At 65.2% G+C, this 20,652-nt stretch carries 5 protein-coding genes; 4 read left to right on the top strand and 1 reads right to left on the bottom strand.

Annotated elements, in window-relative coordinates:
• Position 1 precedes the first annotated feature (1 nt).
• From AU192_RS11980 to AU192_RS11965, 4 genes are all read left to right on the top strand, one after another.
• Positions 2-10,261 (top strand): non-ribosomal peptide synthetase, encoded by a 10,260-nt coding sequence (locus AU192_RS11980; protein ID WP_064396361.1) that lies wholly within the window; start codon positions 2-4, stop codon positions 10,259-10,261.
• Positions 10,258-17,919, top strand: coding sequence for a non-ribosomal peptide synthetase (locus tag AU192_RS11975; RefSeq protein ID WP_064396360.1), 7,662 nt, complete (start codon positions 10,258-10,260; stop codon positions 17,917-17,919). The genes AU192_RS11980 and AU192_RS11975 overlap by 4 nt, the downstream gene beginning before the upstream one ends.
• A 2-nt stretch (positions 17,920-17,921) precedes the next feature.
• Positions 17,922-18,719, top strand: coding sequence for a GAP family protein (locus AU192_RS11970; protein WP_064396358.1), 798 nt, complete (start codon positions 17,922-17,924; stop codon positions 18,717-18,719).
• 132 nt (positions 18,720-18,851) lie between these two features.
• Positions 18,852-19,190: a hemophore-related protein gene (locus AU192_RS11965; RefSeq protein ID WP_064396355.1), complete on the top strand. Its 339-nt coding sequence runs from the start codon at positions 18,852-18,854 to the stop codon at positions 19,188-19,190.
• 30 nt (positions 19,191-19,220) lie between these two features.
• Here the strand turns inward: AU192_RS11965 and AU192_RS11960 are convergent, their stop codons facing one another.
• Positions 19,221-20,489 (bottom strand): glycosyltransferase, encoded by a 1,269-nt coding sequence (locus AU192_RS11960; protein ID WP_064396352.1) that lies wholly within the window; start codon positions 20,487-20,489, stop codon positions 19,221-19,223.
• Positions 20,490-20,652 lie beyond the last annotated feature (163 nt).

Raw genomic sequence — 20,652 nt, 5'->3', positions numbered from 1 at the left:
AATGGGACAAGACGACGGGGCGCTACCTCTGTCGCGAGGACAGCTGGATATCTGGCTGTCCCAAGAGAGCGGCCTCGCCGGCACGGAGTGGCAGCTCGGTCTTCTTGTACGAATTGACGGCCCGATCCAACGTGACCATTTCCACCAGGCCATCCGTCAGGCCCTGCAAGAAGCCGAACCCGCCAGAGCCGTTTTCTTCGAGGAGGACGGCCGGATCCTGCAGCGGCCGATGGACTACTCCGACCTCGAGCTGCCCTTCTACGATGTCAGGGACGCATCGGATCCCGAAGGAAAAGTCCGCGAGATAGCGTCGTCCATTCAGCACACGCCGATGCCGCTTACCGGCCGCATGGTGACATTTGCGCTATTCCAGACAAAGCCCGATCAATATTATGCATATGGATTGGGGCATCACATTTCCGTTGACGGAATGGGAATGGCGCTCGTATGCCGTCGAATCGCAACGATTTATACGGCACTGGCCAAAGGGCAACCGGTTCCACCTGCATACTTCGGTTCGATCGAGGACCTCGTCGAGTGCGAGGCGGCGTACGAGGCATCTGACGATTTCGCCAGCGATCAGGCGTACTGGCGCGAGAACCTCCCACCTGAAACCGGGCTGGATCCGCGCGCCCCCCAGGTGGCGGACGGTCGTGACGCCTACACCCCGTCGACATCCGTCGACATAGACCAGGGAGCGGTCAGCCGCATCAAAGAGCTTTCGAAGGCTCTGCGGATTCGCCGCTACTCCGTGACGACCGCAGCGTGTGCGCTGCTGGCGCGTTCATGGTCAGCGGGCGGTTCCGATGTGGCGCTTGACTTCCCGGTGAGCAGGCGCGTCACCGAGGAGTCGAAGTCGATTCCCGGGATGCTGGCCGGGGTTGTCCCGTTGGTCCTGAGCGCGCGACCGGAGCTGACCGCAGCAGAGTTCTGCAAACACGTGGACCTGCGCATTCGTGAATTGTTGAAGCATCAGCGGTTTCCTGTGCACACCCTCGAGGGAGCGGGTGGCCTAAGACAAGGGACGAACCGCGTAGCGATCAGCTTCCTGCCGTCCCGCCTCACGCTCGACCTGGCGGGTGTTCCGGCGACCGCGTCGTACACCAACCACGGTCCGGTCGGCCACTACGGGTTCTTCTTCTCCGGCGCCAGCGACCAGATGTCGCTCAGTACCGCCGGCCTGGGTCAGCCGTTTGCGAATTTCGACGCAGCCGATCTGGCGGAGCGTCTCCAGCGGATCATCACCGCGATGGCGGAGGATCCCGATCGTCCGCTCTCGTCCATCGATGAGCTCAGTGCGGAGGAGCGTGTCGAACTCGATCGGATGGGGCAGCGAAACCTACTGACCGACGAGCCCCCCGCACCCGACTCGATCACCGAATCGTTCGCCGCGCAGGTGGCGAAGGGTCCGGATAAGACGGCGTTGGTATTCGGAGAGCGGTCGTGGACCTATCGCGAACTGGACGAGGCTGCCGATCGGTTCGCGCGATCGCTTGCGGCGCGGGGAGCCGCGCCTGGCCGATGCCTGTTGCTGCTGGCGGATCGGTCTGACTGGGCCGTCATCGCGATCTTGGCGGTCCTCAAGACCGGGGCGGCGTATCTACCTGTCGACCCAGTGGTGCCGGAAGCGAGGTTGAAGTTCATCCTCGAAGACGCCGCGCCTCTCGCCGTGCTCACAACCGCCGCATTGCGCTCTCGACTGGACGGGTCGGACGTCCCGGTGATCGACATCGAAGGTCTGGCTGCCGAAACCGATGAGGGCAGCGCGATGTCGGCCCCCGCTCCCGACGACGTGGCGTACATCATCTACACCTCGGGCACCACCGGTGTCCCCAAAGGCGTTGCGGCGACACACCAGAGTGTCACCCAGCTCCTTGAGCCGATCGATTCCGGTCTGCCGCACCCGGGCGCGTGGGCGCAATGCCACTCGTTGGCCTTCGACGCTTCGGTGTGGGAGATCTGGAACGCGCTGCTGCGCGGCGGAAGCGTTGTCGTGGTGCCAGAAGCGGTCACCAGCTCGCCCGAAGACTTCCGCGACGAGCTGGCCCGCCAGCGAGTCACCGTGCTGACCCAAACCCCCTCGGCGGTCGCGATGCTGTCGCCCGAAGGGCTGGACTCGATGGCGCTGGTGGTCGTCGGTGAGGCGTGCCCACCGCCAGTGGTGGATAGGTGGGCGCGTGGACGTCTGATGGTCAATGGCTACGGCCCGACCGAGACCACCATGGTGGCAACCGTCAGTGCGCCGCTGACGCCTGGCGACACCGTGGTCCCAATCGGATTGCCAGTCCCCGATGCGGTGCTGTTCGTGCTGGACACCTGGTTGCGGCCAGTGCCCGTGGGTGTCGTCGGCGAGTTGTACGTGGCCGGTGCCGGCGTCGCCGCTGGATACGTGGGTCGCCCCGATCTGACGGCATCAAGGTTCGTCGCCTGCCCGTTCGGCGGGTCGGGTGCGCGGATGTATCGCACCGGCGACTTGGTGTGTTGGGGCGAGGACGGCCAGCTGCAGTATCTGGGCCGCGCCGATGAGCAGGTCAAGATCCGCGGCTATCGCATCGAGCTCGGGGAGATTCAAGCTGCACTGGGACGGTTGGACGGCGTCAACCAGGCAGCGGTGATCGCGCGTGAGGATCGCCCCGGCGACAAGCGGCTGGTGGGTTACATCACCGGCACCGCCGATCCCGGCGAACTGCGCGCCCTGCTCGCGGACCGGCTGCCTCCCTACATGGTGCCGGTCGCGATCGTTGTCCTGGAGTCGTTGCCGCTGACATCGAGCAACAAGGTGGACGTCCGCGCTCTGCCTGCACCCGAATTCACCGGTGGCAGAGCTGATTACCGTGCTCCAGGCAGTGCCGTCGAGGAGATTCTGGCCGGGATCTACGCCGAGGTGCTCGGCGTTGAGCGGGTCGGGGTCGATGATTCGTTCTTCGATCTGGGTGGCGACAGCATCTTGTCGATGCAGGTGGTGGGTCGAGCCCGGGCGGCTGGCCTCTTCTGCCGGCCCCGCGACATCTTCGTCGAGCAGACCGTGGCACGCCTGGCGGCTGTGACCAAGGTGGTCGGTGGTGAGGCCGCGGTCGTCGATGAGGGTATCGGCCCGGTGGTGGCGACGCCGATCATGCACTGGCTGCACGAGATGTCCGGCGCCGTCGACGAGTTCAACCAGACATTGGTGGTGCAGGCCCCGGAGGGCGTAACCGAGGCCGACGTCAAAACGGTGTTGCAGGCGCTGCTGGATCGACATGCGACGTTGCGGTTGCGCGCCGAGGACGGTGTCGACGGTTGGTCGTTGACAGTGCCCGAGGCTGGTGCGGTTCAGGCCAGCGATCGTGTGCAGGTCGTCGACGAGCTGACCGACGAGGCGTTGGTGGCGGCGCGATCGCGCCTGAATCCGCGCACTGGTGCGATGGTGAGCGCGGTGTGGGTGCCGAGTGCCGGACAGCTGGCGTTGGTGATCCACCATCTGGCGGTGGACGGGGTGTCGTGGCGCATCCTGTTGGAAGACCTCAACATCGCCTGGGCGCAGTACCATAACGGTCAGCCGATCGAATTGCCTACCGGAGGAACGTCTTTCGCTCGGTGGTCCTCGCTTCTGGCTGAGCACGCCGGCGCTGTCGATGTCGTCCGGCACGCCGACACCTGGCGGCAGGTCGCTTCGACTCCGGCGGCGCTGCCCGCCGTACAGCCCGAGGTGGACACTTACGCCAACGCCGGACGTCTCACCATGTCGCTGGACGCCGCGACCACCCGCCAGCTGCTCGGAGAGGTGCCCGCCGCGTTTCACGCTGGCGTGCAGGACATTCTGTTGATCGCCTTCGGGTTGGCCTGGGCCGAATTCCTGGGCTCCACTGGGGCGCCGATCGGCATTGACGTGGAGGGCCACGGCCGCCACGAGGAATTGGCCGCCGACGTCGACCTGTCCCGCACGGTCGGTTGGTTCACCACCAAGTACCCTGTCGCGCTGAGCGTGAGTGGGGTGACCTGGGCTCAGGTGAGTGCCGGTGATGCCGCATTGGGCACGGTGATCAAGGACGTCAAAGAACAACTGCGCGCTCTTCCCGAGGGTCTGACTTACGGTCTGCTGCGCTACTTGAATCCCGACGTCGACCTTTCCGGTCCGGACCCGACGATCGGGTTCAACTATCTCGGACGCCTAGGGGCCGGTGCGGGCGAGTTGTCCGACGACTTCTGGCGAATCAGCTCCGACAGTTTGGCGCTGACGGACATCGCGGCGGCGGTGTCGATGCCGTTGGCGCACACCGTCGAACTCAATGCCGGCACCGCCGACACCGAGGACGGCCCGCAACTGCAGGCGGCGTGGACCTGGGCGCCCTCAGTGCTGGACCGGGACAAGGCCGAGCGGCTCAACCAGCTGTGGTTCGAGGCTCTGGCCGGTATCTGTGCCCACGTGCAGAACGGTGGCGGCGGGCTCACCCCGTCCGACCTCGCTCCCGCCCGACTCACCCAACAGCAGATCGATGATCTGACCCACCGGCACAACCCCGCCGACGTACTGCCGCTGACACCACTGCAACGAGGACTGCTCTTCCAGTCCAGCTTCATCGAGGACTCCGACGACGACGTCTACGCGGTGCAACTCGGCATCACCCTGACCGGCTCCCTGGACCCGGCCCGCCTCCGCGATGCGGTGCAGACCGTCGTCGCCCGCCACCCCAACCTGGCCGCGCGCTTCAGCGAGGACTTCGGCGAACCAGTGCAGATCATCCCCGCTGATCCCGTAATCGCCTGGCAGTACCGCGAATTGGGCGACGGCGATGCGTCCGACCAACGCGTCGAGCAGATGTGCGCCGACGAGCGTGCCGCGGTATGCAAGTTCGCGGATCAGCCGCTCTTCCGCGGTGCCCTGATCCGTCTGCCGGGGAATCAACACCGGCTGGTGATCACGATCCATCACATCGTGATCGACGGCTGGTCGCTGCCGGTCTTGCTGCAGGAGATCTTCGCGAGCTACTACGGGCAACGGCTTCCTGCGGCCCCGCCGTTCCGCAACTTCGTCAGCTGGCTGACGGATCAGGATGACGACGCAGCGCGGGCGGCCTGGCGCGAGGTGCTGACCGGTTTCGAAGAACCCACCTTGGTCGCGCCGCCCGCTCAGGCCGGGCCACGGGCCGTCGCGTCACATCGGATGCCTGCGGACCTCACCCAATCGCTCGGCGAGTTGGCGCGTGCCCGACAGACCACCGTCAACACAGTCCTGCAGGCCGCATGGGCGCAGCTGTTGATGGCGATGACGGGCCACCACGACGTCACCTTCGGCACCGCGGTGTCCGGCCGGCCGGTCGACCTTTCCGGTGCCGACTCGATGGTCGGCCTGCTGATCAACACGGTTCCGGTGCGCGCCGACATGACGGCGGCGACCACCGTCGCGGACTTACTCGATCAGCTGCAGCGCGACCACAACAACACCCTCGATCACGAGCATCTCGCGCTCGCCGAGATTCATCGCGTCGTCGGACACGATCGTCTCTTCGACACCCTGTTCGTCTACGAGAACTATCCGATCGACGTCGGCGCGCTGATGAGCGTGCAGGACCTCGCCGTCACCGATTTCAACAGCCGCGAGTACAACCACTACCTGCTCTCGATGGTGGTGACCCCCGGTAACGAACTCAGTCTGCGCGTCGAGTTCGACACCGACATCTTCGACGAGTCTGAGATCGAGACGCTCGTCGACCGATTGCGGCATGTGTTGACGGCCATGGTCGCCAATCCGACCGGGCGGTTGTCTTCGATCGACCTGCTGGGCTCCGGCGAACGCGAGCAACTCGACGGCTGGGGCAACAGGGCGGTACTGACTCGGCCTGCCACCACGCCGGTGTCGATCATGGCGATGTTCGACGCCCAGGTCAGCCGCGCCCCAGAGGCGGTGGCGGTCACATTCGAGGGTCGGTCGACGACCTACGGCGAGCTCGACGAGACCGCGAACCGGTTGGCATCACTGCTGTATCACCGAGGCGCGGGACCGGGACAGCGTGTGGCACTTCTGCTTCCGCGTTCCACGGAGGCGATCGCGGCGATCCTGGCGGTGCTCAAGACAGGCGCGGCCTATCTGCCGATCGACCCCGCTCACCCCGACGCACGAATCGAATTCATGGTCGGCGACGCCGCGCCGGTTGCCGCCGTCACGACGGACGACCTCCGCTCGCGGCTGGAGTCCTATGACGTTCCGATCATCGACGTCAATGACTACGGTGCCGACGAGGAACCCGCGGCGGTGCTGTCGGCTTCGGCGCCCGACGACATCGCCTACATCATCTACACCTCCGGAACCACCGGCACCCCCAAAGGCGTTGCTGTCACGCATCGCAACGTCACGAGGCTGCTCGAGTCCCTCGATGTGGAGCTATCCCTCGGGCAGGTGTGGACGCAGTGCCATTCCCTGGCGTTCGACTATTCGGTCTGGGAGATCTGGGGCGCGCTGCTGTACGGCGGCCGGCTGCTGATCGTGCCCGACTCGGTCGTCCGGTCGCCCGAAGAGCTCCACGCGCTGCTGGTCACCGAGCAGGTCAGCGTCCTGAGCCAGACGCCGTCGGCGTTCTACGCATTGCAGACGGCCGACGCGCTGCAGCCGGAGCTGGGCCAGCAACTTAAGCTCCAAACCGTCGTGTTTGGTGGTGAAGCGCTTGAGCCGCAACGACTTTCGACGTGGCTGCACAGCCATCCGGGGCTGCCGCGCATGATCAACATGTACGGCATCACCGAGACCACGGTGCACGCGTCCTTCCGCGAAATCGGTGCCGGCGACGTCGATACCACCACCAGTCCCATCGGTGTGCCCCTCGAACACCTGGCGTTCTTCGTGCTCGACGAGTTTATGCGGCGGGTACCAGTCGGCGTGACCGGCGAGCTGTACGTGGCAGGCGCCGGGCTGGCCTCGGGCTATCTCGGCCGGTCTCTGCTGACGTCGACGCGGTTCGTTGCCTGCCCGTTCGGCGGGCCGGGCTCACGGATGTACCGCACCGGCGACTTGGTGCGCTGGGGCGCCGACGGTCAGCTGCGGTATGAGGGTCGCGCCGACAAGCAGGTGAAGATCCGCGGCTACCGCATCGAGCTCGGTGAAATACAAGCCGCGATGGCCGGGGTCGACGGGGTGAACGAGGCGGCGGTGATCGCGCGTGAGGACCGCCCGGGCGACAAGCGGTTGGTCGGCTACGTCACCGGCCAGGTGGACCCGACCGCGGTGCGCGCGAAACTCGGCGAACGGCTACCGACGTACATGGTGCCGACCGCGGTGGTGGTGCTCGATGCGTTGCCGCTGACCGTCAACGGCAAGCTCGACACCCGTGCCCTTCCGGCGCCCGAATTTTCCGATGCCGACCAGTACCGCGCGCCGAGCACGGCGGTGGAAGAGATCCTGGCCGGGATCTTCGCCCAGGTGCTCGGCGTGGACCGCGTCGGCGTCGACGACTCCTTCTTCGACCTCGGCGGCGACAGCATCCTGTCGATGCAGGTGGTCGCCCGTGCGCGGGCGGCCGGACTGGTGTGCCGGCCGCGCGACATCTTCGTCGAGCAGACCGTTGCCCGGCTGGCGCAGGTGGCCACGTTCTCGGACACCGAAGGCGCGGTCGACGAGGGCATCGGTCCGGTGGTCGTCACGCCGATCATGCAGTGGCTCAACGGTGTTGACGGTCCGATCGACGAGTTCAACCAGACGGTCGTACTGCAGGCTCCCGCCGGGGTGAGCGAGGCGGACGTGGTGGTCGTCCTGCAGGGACTGCTGGACCGGCATGCGATGTTGCGGTTGATCGTCGACGACGACGGCACCGGCGGTTGGTCTTTGAGCGTCCCCGAGGTGGGCGCCGTCGACGCACGCAGTTGCGTGCAATCGGTGGACGCGGTGTCCGATGACGTGCTGCTCGAGGCGCGGTCCCGGTTGAATCTGGCTGCCGGCACGATGCTCAGCGCTCTGTGGGTGGCCGACACCCGCCAACTGGTGTTGATCGCCCACCACCTTGCAGTCGATGCGGTGTCATGGCGAATCCTATTGGAAGACATCAACATCGCCTGGGCGCAGCATCACGGGGGACAGGCCGTCGAGCTCCCCACCGGCGGCACCTCGTTCGCGCGCTGGTCTTCGATACTGAAGGAGCATGCACATCTGTCGGCGGTGGTGGACCTGGCCGACGCGTGGCGACAGGTGGCGGCCATACCGGCTGCGCTGCCGGCCGTGCAACCCGATGTCGACACCTACGCCAACGCGGGGCAGCTGTCACTGGAGCTGGATTCCGACACAACGCGACTGCTGCTCGGCGAGGTGCCCGCGGCGTTCCACGCCGGGGTCCAGGACATCCTGCTGATCGCCTTCGGTCTGGCGTGGGCCGAGTTCCTCGACGCCAACGAGGGCCCGATCGCCATCGACGTCGAGGGCCACGGCCGCCAGGAGGAACTGGCCGGTGACGTCGACCTGTCGCGCACGGTGGGCTGGTTCACCACTAAGTACCCGGTGGCACTGACCGTCGGCGGGCTGTCCTGGGACCAGGTGGCGGCAGGCGACGCCGCTCTGGGCCCGGTCATCAAGGCCGCCAAGGAACAACTGCGGGGCCTGCCCGACGGCCTGACGTACGGGCTGCTGCGCTACATGAACAGCGACGTGGACCTCGCAGGCTCCGACCCCGCGATCGGGTTCAACTATCTGGGCCGGCTGGGCGCCGCGGCGGCTGAGCTTTCCGAGGACCTGTGGCGCATCGACCACGACGGCGTCTCCATCACCGCCGCAGCGTCGGCAGTGCCCACACCGCTGGGACACACCGTCGAACTCAATGCGGGCACCATGGACACCGAAGCGGGGCCGCATCTGCAGGCGACCTGGACTTGGGCGCTGTCGGCGCTGGACCGTGAGCAGGTCAACCGGGTCGGTCAGCTGTGGTTCGAGGCGCTCGCGGGGATCTGCGCCCACGTGCAATCCGGTGGCGGCGGGCTGACCCCGTCCGATGTCGCGCCGGCACGCGTCACTCAGGAGCAGATCGACGATCTGCAGCGGCGATACCAGGCCGTCGATGTCCTGCCGCTGACTCCGCTGCAGCAGGGCCTGCTCTTCCACACCGGCGAAGCCGACGGCAGCGAAGACCTGTACGCGGTGCAGTTGGACGTGTCGGTGACCGGACGGATCGAGCCGGAGCGCCTCCGCGATGCGGTGCACACCGTCATCAACCGGCATCCGAACCTGGTGGCCCGCTTCTACGAAGATTTCGGTGCGCCGGTCCAGGTCCTCTCGGCCGCTCCGGAGTTGGCGTGGCAGTACGTCGAACTCGACCCTGAGATCGGCGACATCGAAGCGCAGATCGACCAGTTCAGCCACGGTGAGCGCGTTGCGGTCTGCGCCCTGGCTGATCGACCGCCTTTCCGGGCTGCGTTGATCCGCACCGCCGAAGACCAATACCGATTCGTCCTCACAAATCACCACATCGTGCTCGATGGTTGGTCGAAGCCCATCCTGCTGCAGGAGATCTTCGCCAGCTACTTCGGTCACCGGCTTCCGCCACCCGTGCCCTACCGCCGGTTCGTCACCTGGCTGGCCGAGCAGGACCTCGACGCTGCCCAGACGGCGTGGCGGAACGTGCTCGCCGGCTTCGATACGCCCACCCTCGTGGGTCCTCCGGGCCGGCTGGCGCTGGGCCGTCGCGGAGTCGAGTCCTTCACGGTCTCCGCCGACACCACGCAGGCTCTCGGCGAGCTGGCCCGCTCCTGCCGCACCACCGTCAGCACGGTGCTGCAGGCGGCGTGGGCGCAGATCCTGATCTGGTTGACGGGGCAGACCGACGTCGCCTTCGGTACAGCCGTCTCGGGACGTCCGGTCGACATGCCGGGCGCCGAGTCCATGGTCGGGCTCCTGATCAACACCGTTCCGGTGCGGGCGAGCGTCACTCCGACCACGACGATCGCCGATTTGTTGACGCAGCTGCAAAACTCTTACACTGACACGCTGGAGCATCAGCACCTGGCGCTGACCGAGATTCATCGCGCCACTGGCCACGATCAGCTTTTCGACACCGTTTTCGTTTACGAGAACTATCCCCTCGATGCAGCGGGGTTGTCGGAGGTGCAGGAACTGGCGATTACGGGGTTCACAAATCGCGAGTTCAACCATTATCCGCTATCGGTGCAGGCCGTTCCGGGTAACGAAATTGGCCTGCGCGTCGAATACGACAAGGACGTCTTCTCTAGCGCCCGAATCGGAAAGCTGGTCGATCGTTTCCAGCGGGTGTTGGTGGCTATGACTGTAGATACGAGGGGGAAGTCATGAGCGCCGATCCGAGCCGGACTTTACTGTCGTTGGACCTTTTTGACGACGACGAGCAGGACCTGCTTGCCGAGTGGGGTAACCACTCGGTTCTGACCGAGTCGGTGCACAGCCGTGTCTCGATACCAGATTTGTTCGCCACCCAGGTCTTGCGTGCCCCCGATGCGGTGGCCCTGGTGTGCGGTGAGCAGTCGTGGACCTACCGTGAGCTGGATCAGGCGTCGAACCGGCTGGCCAATGTTCTGGCTGAACGCGACGCCGGCCCTGGTCGATCAGTTGCGTTGCTGATTCCCCGATCGGCCGAGGCCATCATCTCGATTCTGGCGGTGCTCAAGAGTGGGGCGGCGTATCTGCCGATCGATCCCGCGCACCCCGACGAGCGCATCAAGTTCATGCTCGGCGACGCCGAGCCCGTCGTCGCGGTCACCACGGGAGATCTGCGCTCGCGCTTGGATGATTCGGACGTCGTGGTCATCGATGTCGATGATTCCGCCGTCAACAACCAGCCCGACGTCGTCGTTTCGGCGGCAGGGCCCGCGCCTGATGATCTGGCCTATATGACGTATACCTCGGGTACGACGGGTGTGCCCAAGGCGGTGGCGGTCACGCATGCGAATGTGGCGTCGCTGCTTGAGGTGTTGCATGCCGATCTGCCGGCGGGGCCGGGGCAGGTGTGGTCGCAGTGGCACTCGCTGGTGTTTGACGTCTCGGTGTGGGAGATCTGGGGTGCGCTGCTGCATGGTGGGCGCCTGGTGGTGGTGCCGGAGTCGGTGGCCAGTTCGCCGATGGATCTGCACAACTTGTTGATCACCGAGAAGGTCAGCGTGTTGTGCCAGACCCCGTCGGCGGCGGGCATGTTGTCGCCGGAGGGGCTGGAGTCGACGACGTTGATCGTGGCTGGTGAGGCCTGCCCGACCGACCTTGTTGATCGGTGGGCGAGCGGTGATCGGGTGATGATGAACGCCTATGGGCCGACCGAGGCGACGATTTATGCGGCGATGAGCAAGCCGTTGGTGGCCAATGCGGGGGTGGCCCCGATCGGTTCGCCGGTGCCGCAGGCGGCGTTGTTCGTTTTGGATCAGTGGTTGCGCCCGGCGGCCGAAGGTGTGGTTGGTGAGTTGTATGTGGCTGGTGCCGGGGTGGCGGCTGGTTATGTCAATCGTGGGGGGTTGACGGCGTCGCGTTTTGTGGCGTGCCCGTTCGGTGAGCCGGGTGCGCGGATGTATCGCACCGGGGATCTTGTGCGGTGGGGCGAGGACGGGCAGCTGCAGTATCTGGGCCGCGCCGATGAGCAGGTCAAGATCCGCGGTTATCGCATCGAGTTGGGCGAGATCCAGGCCGCGTTGGCCAAGCTGGATGGGGTCGACCACGCCGCGGTGATCGCGCGTGAGGACCGCCCCGGCGACAAGCGCCTGGTCGGCTATATCACCGGGACCGCGGATCCGGCCGAACTGCGCGGCGCGCTGGCCCAGCGCCTGCCCGCCTACATGGTGCCCACGGCGATCGTGGTGCTCGAGACGCTGCCGCTGACGGTCAACGGCAAGCTCGACAAGCGCGCCCTGCCGGCTCCGGAGTACCGCAGCACGGCGGCGGACTACCGTGCTCCGTCCACCCAGGTCGAGGAGATCCTGGCCACGATTTATGCCGAGGTGCTCGGAGTGGACCGGGTCGGGGTCGATGATTCGTTCTTCGATCTCGGTGGCGACAGCATCTTGTCGATGCAGGTCGTCGGCCGGGCCCGCGCAGCCGGGTTGTTGTGCCGGCCCCGCGACATCTTCGTCGAGCAGACTGTGGCCCGGTTGGCGGCTGTGACCAAGGTGGTCGGCGGCGAGGCCGCGGTCATCGATGAGGGCATCGGCCCGGTGGTGGCCACGCCGATCATGCGCTGGCTGCAGGACGTCGAGGGCCCCGTCGATGAGTTCAACCAGACCCTGATCGTGCAGGCGCCTGCGGCGGTGAGCGAGGCCGACGTCGAAGTCGTCCTGCAGGCGTTGTTGGATCGGCACGCCACGCTGCGTCTCTACGTCGACGACGACGGCGCCGGCCAATGGTCCTTCAGCGTTCCCAAGCCCGGCACGGTCAACGCGCGCGATTACCTGCACGTGGTCGAGGCGTTGTCCGACGAGGCACTGGTGGCGGCGCGGTCGCGGCTGAACCCGGGTGCGGGCGCGATGCTGTCTGCGTTGTGGGTGACCTCGACGAACCAGTTGGTGCTGATGTTCCATCACCTGGCGGTCGACGGGGTGTCGTGGCGCATCCTGCTCGAGGATCTCAACATCGCCTGGGTCCAGCGCCACAGCGGACAACCGATCGAGCTTCCGGTCGGCGGTACCTCGTTTAAGCACTGGGCGTCCCTGTTGGCCGAACATGCCCTGCGTCCTGAGGTCGTCGCGCACGCTGAGGTCTGGCGGCGGGTGGAGGCGGCGCCGGCGATGTTGCCGGCGGTTCAACCCTCGGTGGACACCTATGCCAATGCCGGTCAGTTGTCGGTGCCCTTAGATGTGGACACCACGCGGCGACTGCTCGGTGAGGTGCCTTCTGCGTTCCACGCCGGCGTGCAGGACATCTTGCTGATCGCGTTCGGGCTGGCCTGGACGGAATTCCTGGGTGGCGCCGAAACCCCGATCGCCATCGACGTCGAGGGCCACGGCCGCGTCGAGGAACTGGCCGCCGACATCGACTTGTCCCGTACGGTCGGGTGGTTCACCACCAAATCTCCGGTCGCGCTCACTATCGCTGAGTTGCCTTGGCAGAAGGTGCTTTCCGGTGACGCTGCACTGGGAGCGGTGGTCAAAGAGGCCAAGGAGCAGCTGCGTGGGCTGCCTGATGGGTTGACCTATGGTCTGCTGCGGTATCTGAACCCGGATGTGGAGTTGTCGGGTCCAGATCCGGTGATCGGGTTCAACTATCTAGGCCGCCTGGGCGCCGGGGCCGGTGATCTCGGTGATGACTTGTGGCAGCTCAGCGAGGAGAGTTTCTCGCTGTCGGATGCGGTCTCGGCGGTGGCGATGCCGTTGATGCACACCGTGGAACTCAACGCCGGCACCATCGATACCGATGAGGGTCCGCAGTTGCAGGCGGCGTGGACCTGGGCACCCTCAGCACTTGACGCCGACAAGATGCAACGCTTGAGCCGGCTGTGGTTCGAAGCGCTGACCGGGATCTGTGCCCATGTGCGCAACGGCGGCGGCGGTTTGACCCCGTCGGATCTGGCTCCGGCTCGGCTCACCCAGTCCCAGATCGACGACCTGTGTGCCGAGCACGACATCGCTGATGTGTTGCCGTTGACCCCCTTGCAGCAGGGGTTGTTGTTCCATTCGGCGATCGCACGCGGCACCGGTGATGACGTGTATGCGGTACAGCTCGATATCACCGTGGCTGGTGCGCTGGATGCGCACCGCTTCCGCGATGCGGTGCAAAACGTCGTCCAGCGCCACCCGAACCTGGCCGCACGGTTCACTGAGGAGTTCGGTGAGCCGGTGCAGATCCTGCCGGCCAATCCGGTGATGGCGTGGCGGTACCTGGATCTGCGTTGGGATGACCGCAAGTCCGAGGCCGAGCTGGATGCGTTGTGCGCTTCAGAACGCGCGGCGGTCTGCGATCTGGCGGATCGGCCCACCTTCCGCGCTGCGTTGATCCGCACTGCGGGCAACCAGCACCGGTTCGTGTTGACGTTCCACCACATCGTCATCGACGGCTGGTCGATGCCGATCCTGTTGCAGGAAATCTTGGCCAGCTACTACGGGCACCGGTTGCCGGCGGCCCCGTCGTACCGCGCCTTTGTCACCTGGCTGCACGGTCAGGACCGCGAAGCGGCGCGGGCGGCCTGGCAGCAGGTGCTCGATGGGTTTGAGACACCGACGCTAGTGGCCCCGCCGGGGGCGCCTGGGCCGCGTGGGGTGGAGTCGTATCGGATGCCCACCGAGTTGACTCGGGCGTTGGGGGAGTTGGCGCGCGCCTGCCACACCACGGTGAACACGGTGTTGCAGGCTGGGTGGGCGCAGTTGTTGATGGCGTTGACCGGCCAGCACGATGTGGCCTTTGGTACCGCGGTGTCGGGTCGGCCGGCGGATCTGGCCGGTGCCGAGGCGATGGTCGGGTTGATGATCAACACGGTGCCGATCCGGGCGGACATGTCGGCCGCGGCCACCGTGGCTGATCTGCTCGAGCAGTTGCAGCGCCACCACAATGACACCGTCGAGCATGAGCATCTGGCGTTGACCGAGATTCACCATGCTGCAGGGCATGATCAGTTGTTCGACACGCTGTTTCTGTATGAGAGCTACCCGATCGACACCAGCGCTTTGTCGGGTCTGCAGGAGTTGGCGGTCACCGAGTTCACCAACCGCGAGTACAACCACTACCCGCTGTCGGTGATGGCTCTGCCCGGCCACGAACTGGGACTGCGCGTCGAATTCGACGCCACCGTGTTCAGCACCACCGAGATCGACGCCATGATCGATCGGTTCCAGCGGATCCTCGTCTCGATGACCGCCGACGCCGCGCAGCGGTTGGCCGAAATCGAGGTGCTCGACGCCAACGAATGCGAGGAACTCGACGCGTGGGCGAACCGGGCGGTTCTGAGCCGGCCAGTGAGCACCCCGATGTCGATTCCCGCGCGGTTCGAAGCGCAGGTGGCCCGTGCGCCCGAGGCCATGGCGATCACCTTCGATGGTCGCTCGATGACCTATGGCGAACTCGACGAGGCCGCCAATCGGGTTGCCACCCTGCTGGCCATGCACGGCGCGGGGCCGGGCCGATCCGTGGCGCTGCTGGTTCCCCGTTCTGACGACGCGATTGTTGGCATGCTCGCCGTGCTCAAGACGGGTGCGGCGTACCTGCCGATCGACCCGGCCGTGCCCGCTGCGCGGTTGGACTTCATGCTGGAGGACGCGGCGCCGGTCGCCGCGATAACCACTCCGGAGTTGCGCTCTCGGCTAGACGGGTCGGGCGTGCCGGTCGTTGAGGTCGACGACCCCGCTATCGACATGTATCCCAGCACCACCTTGCTCCCGCCGGCTCCCGACGATGTCGCCTATCTCATCTACACGTCGGGTACGACCGGGGTGCCCAAGGGTGTGGCGGTGACCCATCACAACGTGACCCAAGTTCTGGAGTCGTTGCATTCGGATATGCCGGCGGGTCCGGGCCAGGTGTGGTCGCAGTGGCATTCGTTGGTTTTCGATGTGTCGGTGTGGGAGATCTGGGGTGCCCTGCTGCACGGCAGCCGCCTGGTGGTGGTGCCCGAATCGGTGGCCGCGTCGCCCGATCACCTTCACGAGTTGCTGGTCGATGAAGGTGTCACTGTTCTGTATCAGACTCCGTCGGCGGTGGGGATGTTGTCGCCGGAGGGCCTGGAGGCGACGACCTTGGTGGTCGCTGGGGAAGCATGCCCGAGTGAGGTGGTGGATCGGTGGGCGCCAGGGCGGGTGATGCTCAACGCCTACGGTCCGACCGAGACGACGATTTATGCGGCGATCAGTGCGCCGTTGGTGGCGGGTTCGTCGGTGGTGCCGATTGGTTCGCCGGTGCCCGGTGGGGCGACGTTCGTCCTCGACGAATGGTTGCGCCCGGTTGCGGCCGGGGTGGTTGGTGAGCTGTATCTGGCGGGTCGCGGTGTGAGCCTGGGCTACGTCAACCGGTCCGAACTGACGGCCTCGCGGTTTGTGGCATGCCCGTTCGGAGAGCCGGGAGCGCGGATGTACCGCACCGGGGATCTGGTGCGCTGGAATTCTGATGGGCAGCTGGAGTATCTGGGCCGGGCTGATGATCAGGTCAAGATCCGCGGCTACCGCATTGAGCTCGGGGAGATTCAGGCGGTGTTGGCCGCGCTCGACGGGGTCGAGCAGGCGGCGGTGATCGCGCGCGAGGACCGTCCCGGCGATAAGCGTCTGGTCGGCTATGTGACCGGTGGTGCCGATCCGTCTGAGTTGCGTGCCACGATGGCCGAGCGGCTGCCGGCGTACATGGTGCCGTCAGCGGTCGTTGCGCTCGAGGCGTTGCCGTTGACGGTCAACGGCAAGCTCAACCGGCGGGCGTTGCCGGCACCGGAATACCGCAACGCCACCGAGTATCGGGCCCCGTCGAGCGCGGTCGAGGAGATCATCGCCGGCATCTACGCTCAGGTGCTGGGTGTGGAGCGGGTCGGGGTGGATGATTCGTTCTTCGATCTGGGCGGCGACTCGATCTCGGCGATGCGGGTGACCGCCGCCATCAACACCGCCCTCGACAGCCATCTGTCGGTGCACGCCTTGTTCGAGGCGCCGACGGTGTCCGGCTTGAGTCACCGCCTGGAGGCGGCGGGTTCTGCTGACGACGCCAGTGCGGTGTTGTTCGACCAAGTGCATGGGCGCGGTGCCAGCCAGATCCACGCCCGCGATCTCACGTTGGACAAGTTCATCGATGCAGGCACTCTCGGGGTCGCGCCGGGGCTGCCCGGTCCCAACGCCGAAGTGCGCACCGTGTTGTTGACCGGAGCGACCGGTTTCCTCGGGCGCTATCTGGCGCTACAGCTGCTCGAGCAGATGGAGCGAGTCGACGGCAGGCTCATCTGTTTGGTGCGGGCCAAGTCGGATGATGAGGCGCGTCAGCGTCTCGAGAAGACTTTCGACAGTGGCGATCCGCATCTGTTGCGCCGATTCCACGAACTCGCGGCCGGGCATCTGGACGTCATCGCCGGTGACAAGGGCCAAGCCAACCTGGGCCTGGACGAGCACACCTGGCGGTACTTGACCGACACCGTTGACCTGATCGTCGATTCTGCGGCGGTGGTCAACAGCGCCCTGCCGTACAGCGAGTTGTTCGGACCCAACGTGGTGGGCACCGCCGAACTGATCCGTTTCGCGTTGACCGCCAAGGTCAAGCCGTACGCGTTCGTGTCGACCTCGGATGTCGGTCGCCAGATCGAGCCGTCGGCGTTCACCGAGCACGCTGATATCCGTGACATCAGCGCGACGAGGGTTGTCGATTCCGGGTACGCCAACGGCTACGGCAACAGCAAGTGGGCCGGCGAGGTGTTGTTGCGTGAGGCTCATGACCTGTGTGGGCTGCCGGTTTCGGTGTTCCGCTCGGGCATGATCCTGGCCGACACCCGCTATGCGGGTCAGCTCAACGTGACCGACATCGTCACCAGGATGGTGTTCAGCATCGTGGCCACCGGGGTGGCGCCGGTGTCGTTCTACCAGCGCGACGCTGCAGGCAAGCGCAAACGTGCCCACTTTGACGGGCTGCCCGTCGATTTCGTCGCCGAGGCGATCTCGACCCTGGGCTCACAAACGGTGGACGGCTTCGAGACCTACCACGTGATGAACCCGCACGACGATGGGATCGGACTCGACGAATACGTCGACTGGCTCATCGAAGCCGGCTATGACATCGAACGCATCGACGACTTCGACCAGTGGCTACATCGCTTCGAAACCGCACTGCGGACACTGCCAGATAAGCAGCGCCAGCAGTCGGTGTTGCAGATGCTGTTGATGATGCGGGCGCTCGGCGCTCTCCAGCCGCCGGAGCCGACCCTGGGTTCGTTCGCACCGGCAGACCGATTCCAAGCCGCGGTGCAGGAGGCGAAGATCGGTCCTGACAACGACATTCCGCATGTCTCGGCGCCGGTCATCGTCAAGTACGTCACCGACCTACAACTGCTCGGACTGCTGTAGGTATGTGGGGTTCGCTTCTCGGGCTGGCGCTTTTGATCTCGCTGAATCCGGTTCTCCTCGGGTTCATCCTCCTCATCATCTCCAGGCCCCGGCCTGTCCAGAATCTATTTTTCTACTGGGTCGGCGCGTTGACGGTAAACCTGCCGCTCTTCTTGGTCCCACTGGCGCTGCTTCACATGACCCCTGGGTTCGCGTCGTTCGCTGATGGTCTGGGTACGCCGCCGGAGGCGGTAAGTGGCACCCTGCAGCCGTTCCCGCTCATCATCGCCACCGTGCTGCTGGCGATAGCCGTGGTGATGGCTGTGCGGCCCCGACTACGCGAGCGTGCAAGCGCGCGGGCAGGTGGTGGCGACGATTCGTCGGCGATGCATCCACACACCGTGGAGACGAACCCAGCACCGCGCAACCGGCTGGTGGGCAGGGTGAACAACGTCGTGGCGGCCATCCAGCGTCTGTACGAACGGCTGACCAGCGTGTGGGATCGCGGGTCGCCGTGGGTGGCGTTCGTATTCGGCATGATGTATCTGCCGTCGGCGACACTCGTGCTCTTGATCGATACCACCATCGTGGCGTCCGGAGCCGGTATCGGCGAGCAGGTCGCCGCCGCGATCGCGTTCGTGCTCGGCTTCCTCGCGGTACTAGAACTCGTCTTGCTCAGTTATGTGTTCGCCCCGGCGAAAACTGAAGCCGTGCTCCGGCCACTCCACGAGTGGGCGCGTGCGCATAATCGCCATATCCTGATCGTCTTCTTCGTGCTCATCGCCATCTGGCAGCTCGCTCGGGGTTTCAGCCTCGCTTGATGTGGGTGGTTCGTTCGGTGGTAACGGACACGAGAGCTTGTGCGACGAAATAGCATGTGCAAGGTCTGAGCTGCGCATTGGGAGCCGGTCGTGCGAGCGTTTTGGGCCGGTTCATCAGGGAAAGGTCGTTATATGATCAATCTGTCGTTGGCCAGAATGACCGCCGCGTTCGGCGGTATGGCGTTGGCCCTGGCGGCCGGGGCGGGGCTGGCTTCCGCCGATCCCGACTTCGGCCCGATGATCAACACCACGTGCACCTACGATCAAGCGATGGCTGCGGTCCGTGCGGAAAACCCGATGGCGGCGCAGTACCTTGACGCGTCCCCGCCGAACCAAGAGTTCTTGCGGGTCTTCCTCAGTTCGACGCCGGATCAGCGGATGAACCTGATTAACCAAGTGAAGAACAATCCTGGTGCGGCCGAGGCTTTCCCGATAATCCAGCAGATGTTTGCCAGCTGCAATAAATACTGAGTTTTAGAAGTCCGATTCCGGCTGGGACTTTCACCGTCCTCGTACTTCGGCTTTCGCCTTGCGTGCGGCGTTCTCAAAGAGGTCGGCGGTCTGGGTGACGCTTTGGGCGGGCGGGGTCATCTGGCCTGAGAGGTCGTGCGCGCGTGTGGCGTATTCCGGTGTCAGGATGCGGCGCAGATCTTTGATCAGTGTCTTGGTATTGGTGGTTGAAAAGCGCCGGGATGCACCGACTTTGAGCCTCTGAAGTTGACTCCCCCAGTACGGTTGGTCCGCTGAGCTCCAGAGGATGAGGGTGGGTACCCCGGCTCGCAGTGCCGCGGCGGTCGTGCCTGAGCCGCCGTGGTGAACGATGGCGCGGCAGGCTGGGAAGACTGCCGCGTAGTTGACCGCTCCCACCACTTTGACGTGTTCTGGATGGTCGATGCCGCTGAGATCGGTCCCGCCGGCGCACACCAATGCTCGTTCGCCCAGCTGCGCGCAGGCGTCACTGATCATCGCGATGGTGCGGGCGGGAGATTCGAGCGGGATGCTGCCTGTGGCAAAGCAAATTGGAGGTGATCCTGCAGCGACCCAGGACGTGACCTCTGCATCGGCGTTTGTCTCCAGTTGCATCGTGAGCGCGCCGACGAATGGTCGACGGTCGCCCCATTTCGCCCATTCGGTCGCCAGCCCCGGTACGCAAATTTCGTCGTAGGCTTGTACCTCCAGTATTCCCCGCTCAGCAAAGCGCACTGAGGATCGAGTTGAAGTCTCGGAAAGGCCGAGTTCACGACGTTGGGCGTTTTCGACCTCGTGTGTAGCACGCCAGAATAGCCATTCGGATGCCGTGCCCGCCGAGCGAACCAAAGGCGGTGGAAGTTGAGTGAGGAGCTTCCCATTGGGGCGCATTGGAAAGTGGTGTAAGGCGATCAACGGAATTCGGTGATATTCGGCGACATTGGCCGCGGCCTGCTCGAAATTGATGCCGGTGGACAGCAGGTCGGCGTCATGTGCAAGTGCCATTAGTGTCGCGCTCACATCGTGCCAGTGTCGAATGATCGGCGCCCACAGATCGCGCAGCAGTCCGACCGGGTTGCGCATGAAGTTCGCCCAGAGGTTGCGGACGAAATCTTCGTTGAGCAGCGCCTGGACCTCCGGTCCGTACGGGACCGCCACAAGACCCGCTGACTCTACGAACTCGATGAGATCAGGCGGAACGGCGAGCTGCACTCCGTGGCCCCTGTTGGCCAGTTCGCGACCTACCGCAAGCGAAGGCTCAACATCACCGCGACTCCCGAAACAGGCCAGGGCAAACTTCATCAGAGGTCGGTTTCTCTTCCGTATGCGAGCACGAACGAACTACCAGGCTATGCGATCGGTGAACTGGACATGCCGACGCTAGCGAACTGAATCGCCCTGGAAATGTTGGAGGCTCCTGACCTTGGAAACGAGGATGCAGGTATGCCGAAGGAACAGTCTGCCG

It is taken from the genome of Mycobacterium lehmannii (assembly GCF_001499925.1).
GTDB lineage: Bacteria > Actinomycetota > Actinomycetes > Mycobacteriales > Mycobacteriaceae > Mycobacterium > Mycobacterium lehmannii.
Note: the sequence above shows the minus strand (reverse complement) of the source record. Positions and strands in the feature narration are given on the sequence as shown.